Here is an 18,985-nt window from a genome sequence, read left to right as displayed (position 1 = left end):
TCCGATATCTCAGTAGCGCTGAGCAAGCGGTTTGTGCGCAGACACCGTTTTGTAGAACTCGGTGAGCCGAAGCTGTGATGCCGCTGCATCGTCGATCACCACCGTCGCATGTGGATGCAGTTGGAGGACCGATGCCGGGCACACCGCGGCCAGCGGCCCCTCGACGGCAGCGGCAATCGCAGCGGCCTTGTGCTCGCCGGTCGCGATCATCACCAGATGCTTTGCTTCGCAGATAGTTCCGAGGCCCTGGGTGATCACATGCCGTGGTACGTCGTCCGGACTCTCGAAGAATCGGGCGTTGTCGGTTCGAGTCTGTTCCGTCAGCGTCTTGACCCGGGTCCTCGAATTCAGCGAGGACGTCGGTTCGTTGAAACCGATGTGACCGTTGCCGCCGATGCCCAGTAGTTGTACGTCCACCGGACCATTCGACGCAATCGCCCGGTCGTAGGCTGCCGCGGCGGCAAATGGATCCGGCGCGGTGCCGTCGGGGCTGAATACCCTTGCCGCGTCCAGGTCCAGGTGATTCACCAGTTCGGTGCGGATCACCTGGGCATACGACTCCGGGTGGCCTTCCGGCAGGCCGACGTATTCGTCCAACAGGAACGCCTGCACGCCGGCAAAACTCAACCCGTCCTCGCGGTGACGGCGCGCGAGTTCGCGGTACACAGAGAGCGGTGAAGATCCTGTCGCCAGGCCCAAAGTCCGTGCACCTGAATGCACCGCGTGTTCGAAGATGTCGGCAACAACGGTGCCGGCCGCCTCCGCACTGTCGACAATGACAATTTCCATCGGTTGATTCCTCAGCTTTCGGTGTAGTTCATGAGCCAGTTCCCAGCGGCCATGACGGCGCGGGTTTCGAGTTCGGGACCGGTGACGATCAGATCGGCGCGGCAACCCGGCAAGAGGTCGCCGACCATTCCGGCCAGCCCCATCAGCGAAGCAGGCGTTGCCGTCGCCGCGATGACAGCCGAAAGCAGATCGACGCCGGCGTGATTGACCGCCCGGCGGACTATGTCCATCAACCGACTCGTCCCGCCGGCAATGGCCGTTTCCCCCTGGCCGGCCAATCGCGCCACGCCATCGACCACGTCGACGTCGAGAGGCCCGAGTGGGTAACGGCCGTCGGGCATTCCGGCGGCAGCCATCGCGTCGGAGACCAACGCGATCTGATGCGGACCGACAAGATCGAACACCATCGCTACCGTCTCGTCGGCCAGATGTACTCCGTCCCCGACCAACTCGACCACCATCTGTCCTTTCGCCGCCGCGGCAAGACATGCCGCCACTGCGCCGGGAGCACGGTGATGCATCGGAGCCATACCGTTGAACAGGTGAGTGGCACTGAGCGGTGCATGCGCCGAGTGTGCGATCGAACGTGTCGCAATCGGGTTGGACGCATCGGTGTGTCCGATACTCACGACGGCACCGTGACGCTCCAGCAATGAGGCAAGTTCGTCGAAGTGTGCTGTCTCCGGAGCGATCGTCATCGAGCGAATGTGCCCACGGCCGGCTTCGAGCAGCGACTCGAGCAGAGCCGGGTCGCCGTCGAGAATGCTGTCGGGATCCTGGGCGCCACAACGAAGTACCGAAAGGAATGGACCTTCCAGGTGAATTCCGGCCAGCGTGCCCTCGTCCACCAGTCCTGCCAGGAGCTCGATGCGACTGCGCAGGATCTGCGGCGGCGCGGAGACGAGCGAGCCGATCACCGAGGTCGTGCCGTTCGTCCGATGGTGATCGGCAGCCACGGTTGATCCGAACTCGTCTGCCTCGGGGAAACCGAATCCGCCGGCGCCGTGGCAGTGAACGTCCACCAAACCCGGAATGATCGTTGTTCCCGCAGCTGCCCGTTCGGGTAACGGGTCGGTTCGCTGCGACGCGGGTCCGGCCCACACCACACGATCACCGGCGATCTCGACAACCCCGTCCGACAGCAATCGACCACCGGTCACCAATTGTCCACGCAGAATTTGTCCACGAAGTATCACGACATCACCTGCGGTACAACGGGAACTTCGGTATCCGCGATCGACAACTCACGGAGCACGGCGTCCGCGAGCACGTAGTGCCCTTGTTCGTTCGGATGGAACGCGTCAGCCAGGAGAGCCGGCGGTGGGCCCTCGGGAGAATGGGCCGTCCACTGAGCGTAGTGGTCGACGAACACCACACGCGTCGAGGCGGCAACCTGTCGCACGACCTCGACGTACTGAAGCAATCCCGCTCTGGTGGGCGCATTCTCGACGTCGATCGGTGGCGGCGTCTGCAGGATCGGCACCGCACCGATCGCTCGCGTCCGGAAAATCATGTCCGAGAGGTCGTCTCGAAACCGCTCCAGTCCTTCTTCGCCATTCAATGCGTCATTCGTACCGAGCATGATCAACACCACCGAGGGTTCGAACACTTCGATGCGGTGTGCGAAACCTGCACGCACATCGGAGGATCGATTGCCGCTCACCCCGGTGTTGACAAGGACGTGGTTGAACAAGGAAAGTTCACCACGGACGCGCTCGGCGCAGTGTTCGACGTAACTTCGATGACCGTCGGTGTGCGTCAATCCCTGAGTGATGCTGTCGCCGGTGAAGACCCACCGGATCGGCGTCGACGAGTCTACGAGCAAAGTCTCCAGTCGAATCCGTTCAGCAGTCTTGGACTTCAAAGCCTTCGACGTCGGGGTCACACCCTCTGCCTTTCGGCGCCCGATACTGCGGCTGCAAATTTCGACGTGATGAACGCCGGATCCGTGATTGCGGTTCCCACAACCACCGAGTCCGCACCCAGGGCGATGGCGCGTGCCGCATCCTCCGGGCTGTGGTATCGCCCCTCGGCGATGAGGACTACATCTGGAAGTGCCTGCCGCAGTTCCGAGATCAGCTCCAGGTCCGGACCTGCCAGCTGTCGGCTGCTCTCCGTATATCCCGCCAGTGTGCTGGAGATGATGTCGGCGCCCGCCGCGGCGGCAGCGATGCCGTCCTCGAGGGTTCCGCAGTCGGCCATGACGAGGCCGCCGCGATCATGGACCGCGTCGACGGTGTCGGCAAAGGTCAGCCCGTCCGGACGAGGTCGCAGGGTGGCGTCGGCAGCCACGATCTGCGCACCCGAATCCACGACTTCGAGGGCTGATTCCCTTGTCGGCGTGATGAACACGCCCTCCGAGCCGATCTTCGTCAAACCGATCACCGGTACCTTCACTGCCGACACGACTGCGGCGACATCCGGGGTTCCGCCCACACCGCCGCAGCGGATCGCCACTGCACCGCCGTCGACCGCGGCGCGGGCCATCCTCTCGATGGTCCCGGTGTCGCGCAAGGCATGGCCGTGTCCGGCCTGACAGGACACGATCAGCTTCCCGCTGATGATCGTGAGCAGTTCTTCGACAGTCACGGTGTTACCTCGATTCGTGTTGCGGCGGCCAGGAGCGCAGCTCCGACGAGCGGCGCATCGGTGCCCAAACGGGCAGGAAGAATGGCGGTTTCGGCAATGGGACCCATCGCTTCCACCCGGAAAGCGGACGTCAGCGGCGACAAGAGGTCGGCTCCGATCTGGGCTGCGCCGCCGCCGATGACGATCACCTCGGGATCGAATGCGGTGGCGACGCCGGCCAGGACTCGGCCGAGCAGAGTACCGGCGTCGGTGACCACGGCACGGGCGATCGGATCGCCGGAGCGCATGAGTGCCACCACTTTCTGCAACGGTTGAGTGGGCACACCCGCCCGCGCTGCGTACTCGGCCGCCATCGCCGGGCCAGAGGCGACTGCCTCGAGGTGATCGGTTCTACCGCATCCGCAACCTATCGCCCCGGAGACCGGAACCAGCAGATGCGCGAGCTCGCCGGCTGTTCCGTGGGCGCCGTGATACAGCTGTCCGCCCACGGTCAACGCGCCACCGATTCCAGTACCGATCGAGACGAACAGTGCAGAGCTTCGACCGCGACCGGCGCCGATCATGTTCTCGCCGTGGGCCATCGCGCGCACGTCGTTGTCCACCGTCACCGGTAGACCCGAGTGCGCCTCGAGTTCTCCGCGAACCTCGGCGCCACTCCATCCGGACAGAATGTCGGAGGCGAAGACGACGCGGCCACGCACCCGATCGATGATTCCCGGTGCACCGACTCCGATTCCGGCTACCGGGTGATTCGCCCTCAGACGGTCGACCAACGCGGTGGCGGTCTCGAGAACAGCCTCCCTACCAGCCGTCGGTGTTGCCGCACGAACGGTGTCGATCACGTCTCCGTCGGACGTCACCACCGCGGCAGCCACTTTGGTGCCGCCGATGTCGATGCCGATCCATCGCTTCTGCCCAGATGTCATGTCAGAGGAGCCCCGCCTGTTCCAGAACGACCTTGATCGTTGCGGTCTCGGACTCGTCGAGCGAGAGCATCGGGGCGCACATCGTGTTGCCGGTGATGACGCCGCGCAGGGCCAGAGCCGTCTTGAATGCGCCCAGACCCGCGGCACCGGCACTGACGCGACCCGGTGTCGGTGCCTCGACGATGGAGAACAGATCGGTGAGTCGATCCTGCTCGGCCTTCGCCGCCGCCCAGTCTCCTGTCTGCGCAGCGCGCCACAGTCGCACGTAGCCGTGCGGGTCCACGTTCGCCAGGCCGGGCACAGCGCCCGAAGCACCCATCAGCAGGCATCCGTCGACGACTACCTCGTGCCCGGTGAAGGCGGCGAAGTTTTCGAGCCCGGCCGACTGACGGAGCAACATACGGAAACTGACGTCGTCGCCGCTCGAATCCTTCACGCCGGCGATGACTCCCTCGCGACCGAGCTCGACCAGCATTGCCGGGCTGAGCTTGCTGTGGACACGAACCGGGACGTCGTAGGCGAACAACGGAAGATCCACTGCGGCGTGGATGGAGCGGAAATGCGTTGCCGTCTCGGCTGCGTCGGTGATCGCGTAGAACGGCGCCGTCGCGACGATGGCATCCGCACCAGCCTCGCGCGCCTGCTCGGCGACGGCGATGACCCGGTTGGTGGTCATGTCGTTCACTCCGACGAGGACCGGTACCTGGCCGCCGACGTGACCGATGGCCGTCTGCACCACCTGGGCGCGCTGAGCGTCGGTGAGGTAACCGACCTCACCCGAGGAACCGAGGACGAACAAGCCGTCGACTCCGGCTTCGATCTGCAGTGAGAGCAGGCGTTCGAGCGACGTGGTGTCGACCTCGCCCTCGAGCGTCAGTGGTGTGACGATCGGCGGGACGATTCCGCTGAAGGTGGTGGTTTCCGTGCTCATGGGGTCTCCATATGTTGGTTGTCGGATTGAGTTGTGGGTGCGGCTATCAGGGAGAGACGGAGACCGGCTGACCGCTCGAGGCGGACAGATAGGCAGCATCGATCACGCGCATCGACGCGCGGGCGTCTGCCACGGTGTAGTCGGGTTCGGTCCGTGTGGGAAGTCGATCGAGCACGTGAGAGAGAAAGCTCGACACCGCGTTGTCCGAACCGAAGCCGCCGATGGGTAGTGCGGTCACGTCTCCCGAGGATGCGAAGTGGGTCACCGCGGGTTTGTCGTCGTCGGAACTCGCGTATCCGTGGGAGCCGAGGACCCGAACCGTCGCGGTATTCGCGCCGAAACCCGGTGCTGCGGGGATTCTTCCGACGGTCACCGTCGCGGTGACGCCGTTTTCCAGGGCGAGCGAGATCAACGCCGTGTCTTCGACTCCGAACTGCTGGTGGGCCCCACCGTAGAGTGTGCTCGTCTCGGCGTACACCTCGGTGACGTCCAGGCCGGTGAGGTATCTGAGGTAGTCGGCGGCGTAACCGGCGAAGTTCACTACTTCTCCCCCGCCGGAAAGCGCGGGATCCACCACCAGTTCGGGACGCTCGACGGACGTCGCGAAATGTGTTCCGCTTGCCAGGAACTCGATGTCCACGTGGCGCGGCAGTCCGAGGTTTCCGGCATCGATCCAGCGGCGCAGTCGCCGGAGCGCAGGTGAATGAGTGCGGTTCACCACCGTACAGATTCGCCGGTTCGACCGTGCCGCTTCCTCGACCGCCGCGGCCTCCGACTCGTCGATACCCACCGGCTTGTCCACCAGGACGTCGAGTCCCGCGTTCAGTGCGGCAATCGCAAGCCGTGCATGCCTGGTCGGCTCACTGCAGATGATCGCCAGGTCTATCCGTTCGGGGTCGAGCAGCTCGCCGAGTTCGTCGATCCACTCGATGTCTGCGGCCTTTGCCATCGCGATTCCGTCCTCACGAATCCAATCGGGGACCGAGGATTCGTCGGAGGCCCCGATCAAGCTCACTCGAGGATCGGAGCGCAACAGGTCCGCATAGGAGCCGGCATGCCTTACGCCGCTGACAAATCCGACGCGGATCGAACCGGTGCCGGTCATCGGTGTTCTCCGATCGAAATCGCGCGGCCGGTGTCGAGTGACTGTTGTGCAGCGATGGCAGTCGCGAGAGCTGCACGTACCTGCCAGTTCTCGACTATCGGGGTCGCGGAACCGTCGAGAGTGGCGATCCAGTGGCGCATCTGATGCGCCATCGCATCTTCGATCGACGACGGCGGCGCGTTTGTCGTATCCGTCATCAGGCCTGGGTCGTCGCCGGTGTCGTGCGCGAGCGTGCCGGACGTCCCCGACACCACGATCCGGCGCACCATCTTTCCCGATTGCGGCAGTGCGTAAGCCAATTCGATGAGCGCCAGCGATCCGTCCTCGAAGCGAACGGTCAGATGGAAGCTGTCGTGCACGGGCATCCCCGCCGCGAAGGTGGGGAAACTACGAGCGAACACACGGATCGGACGACGACCGATCAGCCACGTCACCAGATCGAGAGCGTGGGTTCCGTTGTGAACGGGGTGACCACCCGAGCGGTCCTTGTCGTGTTGCCAGCCTCGCCAGCCCCCTGGCCAGACGTGGCCGGTGTACCAACTGAGGTGGATCAGCCGGGGGTCGCCGATGGCGCCTTGTGCAACCGAGTTTCCGATCGAGGAGATCGACGGCTGGAATCGTACGGTCTGTCCGACCATCAGTGAGGCGCCGCCACCTTCGGTGGCCTCGACCATCGCGTCGAAGTCCGCGACTGTCAGCGCGGCCGGCTTCTCCACGTGCACATGCTTTCCCGCGCGGCCTGCGGCTATCGTCACGGGCGCGTGGTCCGGAGTGGCCCCCACGACGTTGACCGCGTGCACGCTCGGGTCTGCGAGAATCTTTGCCAGATCGGTACTGGCCTTCGCACCCGGCGCCAATGCCGCAACCGATGCGGCACGGTCCAAGTCACTGCCGAATACGTAGACGACTTCGACCGACGGGATGCGCGCCAAAGCGCTGACGTGGTCCCGCGCGATTGCGCCGCTGCCGATGACGGCTACACGCACGGTCACTTCGCACTTCCCGACAGCGCCGCCGGTTCTCCGCCACCGAGTCGCACCTGCTCGGCGACGACGAGTGCGCGTTCACGTGCGTATGTCAACGGTGAGCCGGAGTCAGCCTTGCCGTCGAGAACTGCTGCCATCTCGTCGATTTCGTGGCGAATCGCAGCCTGCATCCACAGCGGGGATCCTCCGTTCCCCGAGTTGTACTTCTGCGTCCTGCTCGCAGAGTCGATCAACGATTGGTTCTCGGCGTCGACGTCGAAGATCGGCCACGACTCTTCGACCCGTCCCCCGCGCAGTCGGCTGACCCGGCCGGTGTGGAAGTCCGCGTGGACCGAGCCTTCGGCGGCATCGACCGTCAGCTCCCACGAAGAAGTGTGTGAACGCGTCGAGATGGTGTGCCTGCCGATCGCGCCGCCGGCGAACGACACCACTGTGTTGCGGAAGCCGTCGTCCGCAGTGGCGATGCTCGACACGGCAGTCACCTCGCCGCCGAGCCAGCACATCAGGTCCAGTTCGTGAATCTCGTGAGTCAGTTCTCCACCCGTTCGGCTCTTGTCGAGCTTCCACCACTGTGGATCTGCGCCGTCGGTGTCGATCCAGCGTGAGCGAGACGTTTCGATCGCAGCGACCTCGCCGAGCTCCCCCGACGCCAGCAGGTCCGCCAGACGTCGTACACCCGGCATCATCCGCATGATGTGCCCGACCATCAACGGCGAACCGCTCGCGTCGGCGCTCGCGATCATGTTCTGCGCATCGACCAGTTCGACGGCGAGTGGCTTCTCGACAAAAACTGCCTTGCCGTGTTCGAGCGCCGCGATGGCAGGTTCGGCGTGCGCGTGATTGGGCGTCGCGACGACAACGAGGGCCAACTCCGGGTGAGCGGCCACCCCGTCGTGATCGTCTGTCGGGGTTGCCGAGAACTCTGCGGCGACGTCCTTGGCCCGCTCGAAGTCACGGTCGCACAGCATCGCCAGTTCGAAACGTGGATGGGCAGCCAGCTCGCGAGCGAGGGAACTACCGAAGAATCCGCAACCGACCACACCGACTTTGTATCGGGTCATGAAGTCTCCAAAGATTGGATGAGGGATGTCCTATGTTATACGGCCAGCGTCATCGGTCGTCAATTCGACGTCGGTAACACAGTCTTCATCTATGCAGGTGAGAGCACTATTTTTGGTTCGAAACCGACGAAACGTCGAAGTTCAACACCGCCAGTTCCAAAGATTCTCTAGACGCTTTCTGATCCACAATGTAAGTTACGCAACATCGGACGTCGAACATAGGACATCCCCTATCCACTCCCTTGATGTCCCGCTCCCCGCCTTGGAGGCCGCCTTGAAGAACGAACGACCGCTGAGCTCCGCGTTCACACGCCGAGACCTGTTCCGGTACACCGGGCTACTGGGAGCTGCAGCAGGTATCACCGCGACTCTCGCGGCCTGCGGCGGCGGCCCGTCGTCGACCTCGGTTGTCGGCGGTTCCGCGAGCACCGGCGATCTGACCACCGCCATCGGATACGGCAACGACCAGAGCTTCGACCCGATGCAGACTGCATCCGGTTTCCTCATGGCAGCGGTCAACCACGTCTACGAGGGACTGCTCGAAAACGATCCAGGCACCGGTGAGACGTATGCGGCGCTCGCACAGGCCGTCCCGACCGACGCCACCGCCTCGAGCTGGACCATGAAAATCCGCGAGGGAGCAACCTGGCACGACGGCACTCCGGTCACCTCGGACGACGTCGTCTTCACCTTCGATCGCATCCTCGATCCACAGCAGAACGTACTGATCCGCTCCTTCTTCTCCTCCTGGTTGCAGTCCGTCACCAAGGTCGACGACCAAACGGTGACCCTGAACTTCAACTACCCGTTCAGCGCTGCCGCACAGCGTCTCTCGATCGCCAAGATCATGCCCAAGCACGTCTTCGACGGCCACTGGGACGAGGCCAAGTCCGGAGCGCTGGTCGTCGGTTCCGGTCCGTACAAGCTCAAGAGCCACACCCCCAAGAGCAACACAGCTTTCGAGGCCTTCGAGGCGTACAACGGGCCGCGCCCGGCCAACTTCGCGACCATGAACTGGCTCTCCATCGTCGACACCTCCTCACGCATCGCGCGCGTCTCGGGCAACAATGCCGGTGCACAACTCGCCGACAACATCCCCGTCGCCAACGTCCCCACCCTCACCTCCGGTGGGCGCACCGTCGAGGGCAACCCGGGCATGAACCTCATGTACCTGCTCTTCGACACCACTCAGGCACCGTTCGACGACGTTCGTGTTCGCCAGGCGATGTTCTATGCGATCAACACCCCGAAGATGATCGAGATCGCCCTCGGCGGCAAGGCAGCACCGGCCACGAGCTACCTGTACGAGCGCAACCCCGACTACGCGCGAGCGTCCACTGTCTACTCGTACGATCCGGACAAGGCCCGCTCGCTCCTCACTGCCGCCGGTGTAAGTGGCCTCGACCTGACGCTGCTCTCCACCAACGTCAGCTGGTTGGCCGACTGCTTGCCGACCATCAAAGAGTCTTGGGACGCAGTCGGATTCAACACGACGCTCGAACCGCAGGACACCAGCGCCATGGTGAGCAAGCTCAACAGCGGCCAGAAGTTCCAGATCGCTGCGGGTACGTCCAACCCACAGGCGTTCGGCAGCGACGTCGACCTCCTCGTGCGCTACACGTACAGCAAGGGCGGCCTGTGGACGAAGACCTACGCCAAGTGGGACGACACCCCCGAGGCACAGAAGATCTACGCCACCATGGACGAGGCCACCCGCGAGACAGACCCGGCAAAGCGCAGCACCCTTGTGCAGTCGTACCTGAACCAGATCGCCGAAAACGCTGTCTACTATCCGGTTCTCCATCAGGAACTCCTGACTGCGTGGGATCCGAAGAAGATCGCCGACGTCACTCCGCTGCCGTACCCCGGCGTCAACCTGCTTCAGGCGAAGCCGGCCTGATACCCGCCCGCTCGGCCGTTTCCCACAACTGAGAGATTCCCCGATGGCAAGAGTCCTCCCCATGCTGATCAGGCGATTACTGATACTGATCCCCCTGATCCTCGGCATCATCGCGTTCGTCTTCATCGTGATGCAGTTCGCGCCCACCGATCCCGCAACGGCGGCGTTCAACGGCGGCAACCCGACTGCGGAACAGTTGCAGCAGTTCAAGGAAGAGAACGGACTGCTCGATCCGCTTCCGCTGCAATACGTTCACTTCGTGACCGATCTGGTCAGCGGCAATATGGGTGACAGTCTGATTTCCGGTACCCCGGTGTTGGACTCGATCTCCACCGCTCTGCCACTGACCATTCAGCTCACGGTTCTCGGACTGGTGATCGCCATCGTGCTCTCGCTGATCTTCGGTGTCACCAGCGCACTGTTCCGCGATCGTTGGCCGGATCAGGTCATCCGAGTGATCTCCCTCGGTGGTGTGGCAGCACCGTCATTCTGGTTGGCACTGCTGATGATTCAGTATCTGGCCGTCCAACTCGGATGGTTCCCCACCGGTGGCTACGTCAATCCGAGCGACTCCGTCACCGACTGGCTCTGGTACATGGCGCTCCCGGCGCTGTCCCTGTCACTGCCCGTCGCAGCACAACTCACGCGCATCATCCGCACGTCGATGGTCGAGGAGTTGGACAAGGACTACGTCCGTACCGCGATCGGCAGCGGCCTGCCCTATCACGTGGTGATCGGGCGAAATGTCTTGCGTAACGCACTGATCAACCCGCTCACCGTCCTGGGTCTACGGGTCGGATACCTCCTCGGTGGCGCTGTGGTCATCGAGCAGATCTTCGGTCTTCCCGGAATGGGTCAGCTCATGATCAACGGCGTCACCAACGGTGACCCCGCAGTAGTTCAGGGTGTTGTCATCGTGATCGCGGTCGGCTTCGTCGTCGTCAACCTCGCCGTCGACATCCTCTACCTGCTCGTCAATCCACGACTTCGGAGCGCAGCATGATGAGAAGAAAACTCACCGAGAAGCTTTCGCGACCCGGTATCACCTTTTCTCGCTTCCCCCTCTCGGCCTGGCTGTCGATGGCGGTTCTCGCGATCATCGTGCTCGCCTGCCTCTTCGCGCCGCTGATCACGCAGTACACCCCACTCGAACAGGCGGTCGGTACCGCGGGCCCCAGCGCCGAGCACTGGTTCGGTCAGGACAGTCTCGGCCGAGATCTGTTCAGCCGCTTGCTCTACGGCGGACGCTGGTCGTTGACCATCGGTCTCGGGTCCACCTTCCTCGCATTGTGCGCCGGTGCTCTCATCGGGTCGGTCGCCGCAACGAGCCGAAAAGGCGTCGACGAGACCATCATGCGAGTGCTCGACGTGGTCATGGCGTTCCCGGGCATCGCGCTCGCTGCCGTACTCGTCGCAGCCTTCGGTGGTTCGATTCCGGTTCTGATCGTCACCATCGCGTTCCTCTACACACCGATGGTCGCCCGCGTCGTTCGCGCGAATGTTCTCGCTCAGTACGGTGAGGACTACGTCGCGGCCGAAAAGGTCATCGGCGCAAGAACTTCACACATCGTCGTCAAGCACGTCGTAGCCAACTGTGCTGCGCCCGTTCTCGTCTTCTGCACTGTCATGGTCGCCGACGCCATCGTGCTGGAAGCCAGCCTGTCGTTCATCGGAGCAGGTGTCCGTCCCCCGGATCCGTCGTGGGGATCGGTGATCGCCGACGGCAAGAACATGGTCCTTCTCGGTGGTTGGTGGGCAACGGTGTTCCCCGGTCTGCTGATTCTTCTGACGGTGCTCTCCCTCAACGTGCTCGCCGAGGGCCTGACCGACGCGATGGCAGATCCGAGTCTGAAGAAAACCAAGAAGACGCCCTCCGCACTGGAAGCAGCGCAGACTGCCGCAGCGGAGGAGACCTCCAACGAGCTCATTCTGGAGGACGAAGCCGCATCGGTCGCCAACACTCCGGAGTTGATCGACGACTTCGCCGACCCGAGCGTCGTGAAAGATGTCCTGAAGCCGGCGGCCGAGCCAACTCCTCTCGAAACTCACCTGAAGATCCTGGCGGAAACCGAGCGGTCTCGGTCCGATCGTCTTGTGTACGAGGGCGATGCAGCGCCCCTCCTCGAGGTCCGCAATCTCACGATCCGGTTCCCCGAACGCTACGGAGACACGGCGATCGTCGACAACGTGAGCTTCACCGTCCGCCCGAACGAGACGATGGCACTGGTCGGCGAGTCCGGTTGCGGAAAGTCGCTCACTTCGCTGGCGATCATGGGTCTACTGCCCAAGACAGCAGTGGTGACCGGCGAGATCCTGTTCGACGGCGTCAACGTCCTCGAACTGAACAACCGGGAGCGAAACAAGCTGCGCGGACACGACATGGCGATGATCTACCAGGATGCGCTGAGTTCTTTGAACCCGGCGATGCTGATCCGCGCGCAGTTCAAGCAGCTCACCAAGCGCGGCGGTACCCGCACAGCCGAGGAACTGCTCGAACTCGTCGGACTCGATCCGGTGCGCACTCTCTCCAGCTACCCACACGAGCTTTCCGGTGGTCAGCGTCAGCGCGTTCTGATCGCCATGTCGCTCACCCGCAGTCCGCGGTTGATCGTCGCGGACGAGCCCACCACCGCTCTCGACGTCACCGTCCAGGCGCAGGTCGTGGACTTGCTCAACGATCTTCGGGAAAAGCTCGGCTTTGCCATGGTTTTCGTGAGCCACGATCTTGCACTCGTTGCTTCACTCGCTCACAAGATCACGGTGATGTACGCCGGTCAGGTCGTCGAGTCTGCGCCCACCAGCGATCTACTCGTCGATCCGCGTCACGAATACACTCAGGGCCTCCTCGGCGCCGTTCTCTCCATCGAGGACGAGGCTCCGCGGCTCCACCAGATCCAGGGAACCGTACCGTCGCCCGGCAGCTTCGCCACCGGTGACCGTTTTGCCGAACGTTCCCTGCGTCCGGATTCCGATCCAAACCGAAAGCCCGAGATGGTTCGGATCGGCGAGACCGAGCATTTCTTCGCGAACCAGTCCGCGACTCCCGCACACGCAGAATCGGAATTGGAGAGCGTGCGATGACTACAGCTGAAGCACCCATCCTGGAACTGAAGAACATTCACGTCGTCCACAAGACCCGTTCGGGATCACTGTTCAAACCCGGCACGGTTCACGCGGTCAACGATGTCAGTATCGCCGTACGACGAGGGGCGACGATCGGCATCGTGGGCGAGTCGGGTTGCGGCAAGTCCACTCTGGCCAAAGTCATGGTCGGATTGCAGAAACCGACGTCGGGCGACGTGGTATTTCGCGGCCGAAGCGCTCTGACCCGGTCGGCGGGCGTGCGCAAGGAGTTCGGGCGGGCGATCTCGATCGTCTTCCAGGACCCGGCTACCGCGCTCAATCCGCGAATGACGGTGGCCGACATCCTTACCGATCCGCTCGACGTCCACGGCATCGGCAACCGCGCGAGCCGAACCGCCCGAGTTCGCGAGCTGGTCGGTTTGGTCGGACTCCCCCAATCTGCGCTCGAAGTCATTCCGAGCCAGATCTCCGGCGGTCAGCGTCAACGTGTCGCGATCGCGCGTGCACTCGCGCTCGAGCCTGACGTCATCGTGGCCGACGAACCGACATCGGCTCTCGATGTCTCCGTGCGAGCGCAGATCCTGAACCTGCTCAGCGACATCAAGGCTCGGTTGGGGCTCGGCATGGTGTTCATCTCGCACGACATCCAGACGGTGCGGTACGTCTCCGACACGATCGTCGTCATGAACGCCGGGCGGATCGTCGAGCAGGGGACGGCCCAGGAAGTATTCGACAACCCGTCGGATGCGTACACGGCCAAACTGCTGGGCGCGGCGCCCAGTCTCCTGCAACGCACCGTTGACGTGGGTTGACCAATGGAGCGGATGACCGGACATAGGATGAAGGACGTTCGTATCAGAAAAGGGGAATCGATGTCTGTCCGGAGTGGCACACAGGGCGCTCGTTTCAGCGCGCAAAACCGCATGCGCGCACTTCAGACCGACATCATGAACTTGATCCTCGAACGCAGACTCTCCCCCGGCGACCCGATGCCCACCGAGGCCGAACTGTCCGAGGAATTGGGTATCGGCCGGAACACCCTCCGCGAGGCACTCAAGGTTCTGCAGGCCTTGGGCGTCGTCGAGATCCGTCACGGTTTCGGAATGTTCGTCGCCCCGAGCAACTTCGACGCTCTCGCCGACGGCCTGACCTTCCGTGGCCGGTTGTCGTTGCAGGGCACCGGGCACGAGGCGATGGAACTGGTCGACATTCGTCAGGCACTCGAGACCGGACTGATCGGTGCGGCGATGGCCGAGATGACGTCGGCCGACCACGCCGACCTCGACGAACTCGTCACCGGCATGGAGGTCCGTGCCGCCGCCGGGAAGAACTTCTCCGACATCGACGCGACCTTCCATTCCCGCCTGTACTCCCCGCTCGACAACCAGGTCCTCGCTCAGTTGATGGACGTCTTCTGGCAGGTGTACAGCGAGATCCAGCAGGCTATCGGGCATTCGGATACACCACTGATCGACATCGCGTCGAAGCATCGTGCGATTCTCGACGCGATCCGTACGGGTGATGCCGTCGAGGCGGCGCACACTCTCGATGTGCACTTCGGTGGCCTGCGCGAGCGGATCGCCGGCCTTCATGCTTCCGAAGCGCAGTAGTTTCGAAACGCGTGATTTTGCTCCGCTGTCTCACCATCGCGCCCGTTCTTCCGGCAAAATTACGGGTATGAAGAACCCGAACCTGACGCCTTCGCGCGTTCTCGCAGTTGTCCTCGCTGCCGCCCTGGTCATTTTCGTGATCGCACGTCGCCGCGACGACGGCGCCCTCAGCCGCGGAGAATGGTTGTCGGACAGCGTCGGACCGGACGACCTCGCCGGCTGAAACGACGTATGCCCTCGGCCGAAACTCGGCCGAGGGCATACGTACGTGTCATCTACTACTTCATCGAATCCAGTCGGGTTCGCGCGTCCTCGAACCCCGACACCAGCTCTGCCATGACCTCGGCGACCGGTCGGATCTCGTTCATCCGTCCCACGATCTGACCGACGGGCATTGCCACAACTTCCGGGTTCTCCGATGCAGCGATTCTCTGATGAGCGTCGCTGACCAGTAGGTTCTGCAGCGGCATCGGCAAGGGCGCCGGTGCTCCCGGGTTCGACCAGGCTTCCGTCCACTTGGTCTTGAGCAACCGAGCGGGCTTACCCGAGTAGATGCGCGAACGTACGGTGTCGGCCGACGTCGCGCCCAACAGTGCACGCTGAATAGCGGAAGGGCCTTCGCCCGACGCACTGCCGAGTTTGTATTCGGATGTGGTGAGCCAGTACGAGCCCATCCACACTCCGGACGCACCGAGTGCAAGTGCAGCAGCCACCTGACGGCCGCTGCCGATACCGCCGGCAGCCAGTACAGCAGCTGAATCGCCCAGTGCATCAACGATTTCCGGAACGAGAACCATCGAGGCAATTTCGCCGGTGTGACCGCCGGCCTCGTAGCCCTGCGCGATCACGATGTCGACACCGTTCTCGACGTGACGACGTGCGTGCTCGACGGCGCCGGCCAGTGCTGCTACCGGAACGCCTTTCTCGTGCGCTTGATCGATGACGTCCTTCGGCGGTGATCCCAGTGCATTCGCAATCAACGCGATCCGGTGTCCCAGAGCAACATCGACGTGAGATCGCGCCACCGAGTGAAGCCATCCCAGTACGCCGGTCGCATGCTCGACGTCGTCGGAAAGCGGCGGCACACCCAGTTCGTCGAGCGTGCGGTTGACGAAGGCGCGGTGCTCCTCCGGAATCAGCTTGTCGAGATCGACGGCGCCGCCCTCGGTCGGCACCTTTGCCGGCATGACGATGTCGACGCCGTACGGCTTACCGTCGGTGTTCTCGTCCATCCACGTCAGTGCGGCTTCGAGCTCTTCCGGATCGTTGAACCGGACGCAACCGAGCACGCCCAGACCGCCCGCGCGGCTGATCGCGGCCGCGACATGCTCGGAAGGAGTGAATCCGAAAATCGGGTATTCGATGCCGAACTTGTCGGCGAGATCCGAACGCATCAGGCTTCCACGCTTTCGTTTGCGGACGACACAGGAGCGCCGTTTCCGTTGTGATCATCGGCCTCGCGCGATTCCGTTTCGGCCTTCGCCCAGCGGTAGTCGGGCTTGCCGGCCGGATTGCGCTTGATCTGGTCGACGAACCACACACTGCGCGGAACCTTGTATCCGGCAATCTCTTTGCGCGCTGCGGTGGCGATGTCGTGCAACGTCGGCGACGTGCCTTCACGTACCTGAACCACTGCGGCAACCCGCTGACCGAAGCGCTCGTCGGGGATACCGACCACCAGCACGTCGAAGATGTCCGGGTGCGCCTTCAACGCGCCCTCGACCTCTTCCGGGTAAACCTTCTCACCGCCGCTGTTGATGGACACCGAACCGCGGCCGAGCATCGTGACCGTGCCGTCGGCTTCGACCTGAGCGTAGTCGCCGGGGATCGAGTAGCGAACGCCATTGATGGTGCGGAAGGTTTCGGCCGTCTTGACCTCGTCCTTGTAGTAGCCGAGCGGGATGTTGCCCTTGCGCGCGAGCATGCCGCGCTTGCCCGATCCGGGTTCGACCTCGTTGCCGTCGTCGTCGAGAACCGTTGTGGAGGCGTCGATCTTGACCGTCGGACCGCCAGTGTGCTTCTGGCCCTTGCTCAGCACGGCGAGTCCGCCGAAGCCGGTCTCGGATGCTCCGATGGAGTCGGTCAGCAGGCGGTTGGGCAACAGTTCGAGGAACTGCTCCTGGATGCTCGGCGAGAAGAGCGCAGCACTGCTGGCCATCACGTAGAGCGTCGAAAGATCGTACGGCTCACCCGTCTTCGGATTGCCGGCGATCAGTGCGTCGAGCATCGGACGGCCCATCGCGTCACCCGTGATGAAGATCAGGTTGACCTTGTGCTTGTCGATGTTCTGCCACACCTCGTGGGCGTCGAATTCCGGGTGCATCAAACAGGTTCCGCCGCCGAAGAGGCTGTGGAACACCGCAGACTGCGAACCACCGTGAATCATCGGGGGAATCGGGTAGCGGATCATGCTCGGGTTGGCTGCGCCGACCTTCGCCATCTCGTACTCGTCCTCGACCGGAACTCCGGTGACGAAGTTGATGCCGCCGCCGAGAACACGCCACCAGTCCTCGTGGCGCCACATGACGCCCTTGGGACTTCCGGTGGTGCCGCCGGTGTAGAGCATGAAGATGTCGTCGTTGCTGCGCTCTTCGAAATCACGCTCAGCCGAACTCTGCGCGAGTGCGTCCTCGTAGCCGATGCCGAAAGCACTGAAGTCCAGATCGGTGCCGTCCTCGACCACGATGACGGACTTGACCTTGGGAGTGTTCGGCAAGACGTTCGCGACCTTGTCCGAGTAGCGGCGCTCGTGAATGAGCGCAACCATGTCGGAGTTGTCGAAGATGTACTGCAACTCGTTCTCGACGTACCGGTAGTTGATGTTGACCATCACGGCCCGGATTTTGAAAACGGCGACCATGGCCTCGATCGCCTCGATGACGTTCCGGCAGTAGATGCCGACCTTGTCACCCGGTTGAACGCCATGTTCACGCAGGTAGTGACCGAGGCGGTTTGCTCGGTCCTCCAACTGCGCATAAGTCATCTCGCGGTTGTCCGAGACCAGCGCAACGCGGTCCGGAACGAGGTCGATTGCGTGCTCTACGAAGTCTGCGATGTTAAGGGCCACGAGTTCAAAGTAGAACGTGTTACCGTTTCTGGCAAGACCCAATTTGAGAGCCAGCTCACAGACCCGCCAGGAGCCATCAGTGTCCACTTCGACGACCGAAAAATCAGACATTTCGGAAACCGCGCCGCATTGCCTCGTGGAGAAGCGTGGCCACGTTCTCATCGTGACCATGAATCGCCCCGAGCGTAAGAACGCCATCACCGGCGAAATGATGGCGATCATGGTCGACGCCTGGGATCAGGTCGACAACGACCCCGAAATCCGCGTCGCGATCCTCACCGGAGCTGGCGGCGACTTCTGCGCCGGCGCCGACCTCAAGAACATGTCCGCCAAGCCTCCGGGAGATTCCTTCGCGGGCGGCGGCGTCGACATGTCCAAGATCGAAGGTCTACTCAAGGGTCGCCGGTTGACCAAGCCGCTGATCGCTGCGGTCGAGGGTGCAGCCATCGCCGGCGGAACCGAAATCCTGCAGGGCACCGACATCCGCGTCGCGGGCGAGAGCGCCAAGTTCGGCGTCTCCGAAGCCAAGTGGGGGCTCTTCCCGCTCGGCGGTTCCGCGGTGCGTCTCGTTCGACAGATTCCGTACACGATCGCAGCCGACATCCTGCTCACCGGTCGTCACATCAAGGCTCCGGAGGCCAAGGAGATCGGGCTCATCGGCCACGTCGTCCCGGACGGTCAGGCCCTCGACAAGGCGCTGGAGCTCGCGGACCTGATCAGTGCAAACGGCCCCCTCGCCGTGCAGGCGATTCTCAAGACCATCCGCGACACCGAGGGCATGCATGAGGAAGAGGCCTTCCAGATCGACGCGCAGCTGGGCATGAAGGTGTTCATGAGCGCCGACGCCAAGGAGGGTCCGCGAGCCTTCGGTGAGAAGCGGGCGCCCCAGTTCAAGGGTGTCTGAGTCAGGGGTGTCCGACCCACCCCTGCCTGAGCC

Annotated in this window: 18 protein-coding genes; 7 read left to right on the top strand and 11 right to left on the bottom strand. The window is 63.2% G+C overall.

Annotated elements, in window-relative coordinates:
- Window positions 1–9 precede the first annotated feature (9 nt).
- The 9 genes from nagB to QMA15_RS26280 are packed head-to-tail and all read right to left on the bottom strand — an operon-like array spanning window position 10 to window position 8,387.
- Entirely contained in the window at window positions 10–789 is a 780-nt protein-coding gene (nagB, locus tag QMA15_RS26320) for a glucosamine-6-phosphate deaminase (RefSeq protein ID WP_279163102.1), read from the bottom strand.
- Between the two features lie 11 nt (window positions 790–800).
- Window positions 801–1,985 carry an amidohydrolase family protein gene (locus tag QMA15_RS26315; protein ID WP_279163101.1) on the bottom strand — a complete coding sequence of 395 codons (1,185 nt, stop codon included), beginning with the start codon at window positions 1,983–1,985 and terminating at the stop codon, window positions 801–803.
- Complete coding sequence (locus QMA15_RS26310) at window positions 1,982–2,674, bottom strand: SGNH/GDSL hydrolase family protein (protein WP_020968499.1); 693 nt, start codon at window positions 2,672–2,674, stop codon at window positions 1,982–1,984. The genes QMA15_RS26315 and QMA15_RS26310 overlap by 4 nt, the downstream gene beginning before the upstream one ends.
- On the bottom strand, window positions 2,671–3,378 hold the full coding sequence (locus tag QMA15_RS26305) for an N-acetylmannosamine-6-phosphate 2-epimerase (RefSeq protein ID WP_020968498.1): 708 nt from the start codon (window positions 3,376–3,378) through the stop codon (window positions 2,671–2,673). The genes QMA15_RS26310 and QMA15_RS26305 overlap by 4 nt, the downstream gene beginning before the upstream one ends.
- Window positions 3,375–4,304, bottom strand: coding sequence for an ROK family protein (locus tag QMA15_RS26300; RefSeq protein ID WP_151531066.1), 930 nt, complete (start codon window positions 4,302–4,304; stop codon window positions 3,375–3,377). The genes QMA15_RS26305 and QMA15_RS26300 overlap by 4 nt, the downstream gene beginning before the upstream one ends.
- A 1-nt stretch (window position 4,305) precedes the next feature.
- The gene (locus tag QMA15_RS26295; RefSeq protein WP_279163100.1) at window positions 4,306–5,235 is read right to left on the bottom strand and encodes a dihydrodipicolinate synthase family protein; all 930 of its coding nucleotides are present in this window, start codon (window positions 5,233–5,235) and stop codon (window positions 4,306–4,308) included.
- A gap of 46 nt (window positions 5,236–5,281) precedes the next feature.
- Entirely contained in the window at window positions 5,282–6,340 is a 1,059-nt protein-coding gene (locus tag QMA15_RS26290; protein WP_279163099.1) for a Gfo/Idh/MocA family oxidoreductase, read from the bottom strand.
- The gene (locus QMA15_RS26285; RefSeq protein ID WP_113682151.1) at window positions 6,337–7,332 is read right to left on the bottom strand and encodes a Gfo/Idh/MocA family oxidoreductase; all 996 of its coding nucleotides are present in this window, start codon (window positions 7,330–7,332) and stop codon (window positions 6,337–6,339) included. Before QMA15_RS26285 ends, QMA15_RS26290 begins: the two co-directional genes overlap by 4 nt.
- On the bottom strand, window positions 7,329–8,387 hold the full coding sequence (locus QMA15_RS26280) for a Gfo/Idh/MocA family oxidoreductase (RefSeq protein ID WP_029254516.1): 1,059 nt from the start codon (window positions 8,385–8,387) through the stop codon (window positions 7,329–7,331). The genes QMA15_RS26285 and QMA15_RS26280 overlap by 4 nt, the downstream gene beginning before the upstream one ends.
- A 274-nt stretch (window positions 8,388–8,661) precedes the next feature.
- On the opposite strand from QMA15_RS26280, the gene QMA15_RS26275 reads away from it, so the two are divergent.
- The 6 genes from QMA15_RS26275 (at window position 8,662) to QMA15_RS26250 (ending at window position 15,204) form a co-directional block, all read left to right on the top strand.
- A complete protein-coding gene (locus QMA15_RS26275) occupies window positions 8,662–10,287 on the top strand; it encodes an ABC transporter substrate-binding protein (RefSeq protein WP_030534712.1) in 1,626 nt (541 codons plus the stop codon).
- 43 nt (window positions 10,288–10,330) lie between these two features.
- On the top strand, window positions 10,331–11,290 hold the full coding sequence (locus QMA15_RS26270) for an ABC transporter permease (RefSeq protein WP_020906304.1): 960 nt from the start codon (window positions 10,331–10,333) through the stop codon (window positions 11,288–11,290).
- A complete protein-coding gene (locus tag QMA15_RS26265) occupies window positions 11,290–13,368 on the top strand; it encodes a dipeptide/oligopeptide/nickel ABC transporter permease/ATP-binding protein (RefSeq protein ID WP_021342926.1) in 2,079 nt (692 codons plus the stop codon). The genes QMA15_RS26270 and QMA15_RS26265 overlap by 1 nt, the downstream gene beginning before the upstream one ends.
- Window positions 13,365–14,183: an ATP-binding cassette domain-containing protein gene (locus QMA15_RS26260; RefSeq protein WP_020906302.1), complete on the top strand. Its 819-nt coding sequence runs from the start codon at window positions 13,365–13,367 to the stop codon at window positions 14,181–14,183. Before QMA15_RS26265 ends, QMA15_RS26260 begins: the two co-directional genes overlap by 4 nt.
- Window positions 14,184–14,243: 60 nt before the next feature.
- On the top strand, window positions 14,244–14,981 hold the full coding sequence (locus tag QMA15_RS26255) for an FCD domain-containing protein (RefSeq protein WP_024487763.1): 738 nt from the start codon (window positions 14,244–14,246) through the stop codon (window positions 14,979–14,981).
- 67 nt (window positions 14,982–15,048) lie between these two features.
- Window positions 15,049–15,204: a hypothetical protein gene (locus QMA15_RS26250; protein ID WP_019746984.1), complete on the top strand. Its 156-nt coding sequence runs from the start codon at window positions 15,049–15,051 to the stop codon at window positions 15,202–15,204.
- Window positions 15,205–15,259: 55 nt separating this feature from the next.
- On the opposite strand, the gene QMA15_RS26245 is transcribed toward QMA15_RS26250, so the two are convergent.
- Both QMA15_RS26245 and QMA15_RS26240 read right to left on the bottom strand, forming a co-directional pair.
- The gene (locus QMA15_RS26245; RefSeq protein ID WP_003945863.1) at window positions 15,260–16,375 is read right to left on the bottom strand and encodes a nitronate monooxygenase; all 1,116 of its coding nucleotides are present in this window, start codon (window positions 16,373–16,375) and stop codon (window positions 15,260–15,262) included.
- Window positions 16,375–18,048, bottom strand: a complete 1,674-nt coding sequence (locus QMA15_RS26240) for an acyl-CoA synthetase (RefSeq protein WP_020906300.1) — start codon at window positions 18,046–18,048, stop codon at window positions 16,375–16,377. The genes QMA15_RS26245 and QMA15_RS26240 overlap by 1 nt, the downstream gene beginning before the upstream one ends.
- Before the next feature lie 79 nt (window positions 18,049–18,127).
- Between QMA15_RS26240 and QMA15_RS26235 the strand changes: the two genes are divergently transcribed.
- Window positions 18,128–18,952: a crotonase/enoyl-CoA hydratase family protein gene (locus tag QMA15_RS26235; RefSeq protein WP_007734275.1), complete on the top strand. Its 825-nt coding sequence runs from the start codon at window positions 18,128–18,130 to the stop codon at window positions 18,950–18,952.
- Window positions 18,953–18,985 lie beyond the last annotated feature (33 nt).

Source organism: Rhodococcus sp. APC 3903, assembly GCF_030407755.1.
Classification (GTDB): Bacteria; Actinomycetota; Actinomycetes; order Mycobacteriales; family Mycobacteriaceae; genus Rhodococcus_F; species Rhodococcus_F erythropolis.
This window is presented reverse-complemented; position numbering and strand designations above follow the sequence as displayed.

Bases quoted from the DNA above. Each gene is read 5' to 3' on its own strand.
- QMA15_RS26245 (WP_003945863.1), bottom strand. From the start codon at position 16,375: ATGCGTTCGGATCTCGCCGACAAGTTCGGCATCGAATACCCGATTTTC.
- QMA15_RS26250 (WP_019746984.1), top strand. From the start codon at position 15,049: ATGAAGAACCCGAACCTGACGCCTTCGCGCGTTCTCGCAGTTGTCCTC.
- QMA15_RS26265 (WP_021342926.1), top strand. From the start codon at position 11,290: ATGAGAAGAAAACTCACCGAGAAGCTTTCGCGACCCGGTATCACCTTT.
- QMA15_RS26255 (WP_024487763.1), top strand. From the start codon at position 14,244: ATGTCTGTCCGGAGTGGCACACAGGGCGCTCGTTTCAGCGCGCAAAAC.
- QMA15_RS26300 (WP_151531066.1), bottom strand. From the start codon at position 4,304: ATGACATCTGGGCAGAAGCGATGGATCGGCATCGACATCGGCGGCACC.
- nagB (WP_279163102.1), bottom strand. From the start codon at position 789: ATGGAAATTGTCATTGTCGACAGTGCGGAGGCGGCCGGCACCGTTGTT.
- QMA15_RS26270 (WP_020906304.1), top strand. From the start codon at position 10,331: ATGGCAAGAGTCCTCCCCATGCTGATCAGGCGATTACTGATACTGATC.
- QMA15_RS26295 (WP_279163100.1), bottom strand. From the start codon at position 5,235: ATGAGCACGGAAACCACCACCTTCAGCGGAATCGTCCCGCCGATCGTC.
- QMA15_RS26290 (WP_279163099.1), bottom strand. From the start codon at position 6,340: ATGACCGGCACCGGTTCGATCCGCGTCGGATTTGTCAGCGGCGTAAGG.
- QMA15_RS26280 (WP_029254516.1), bottom strand. From the start codon at position 8,387: ATGACCCGATACAAAGTCGGTGTGGTCGGTTGCGGATTCTTCGGTAGT.
- QMA15_RS26260 (WP_020906302.1), top strand. From the start codon at position 13,365: ATGACTACAGCTGAAGCACCCATCCTGGAACTGAAGAACATTCACGTC.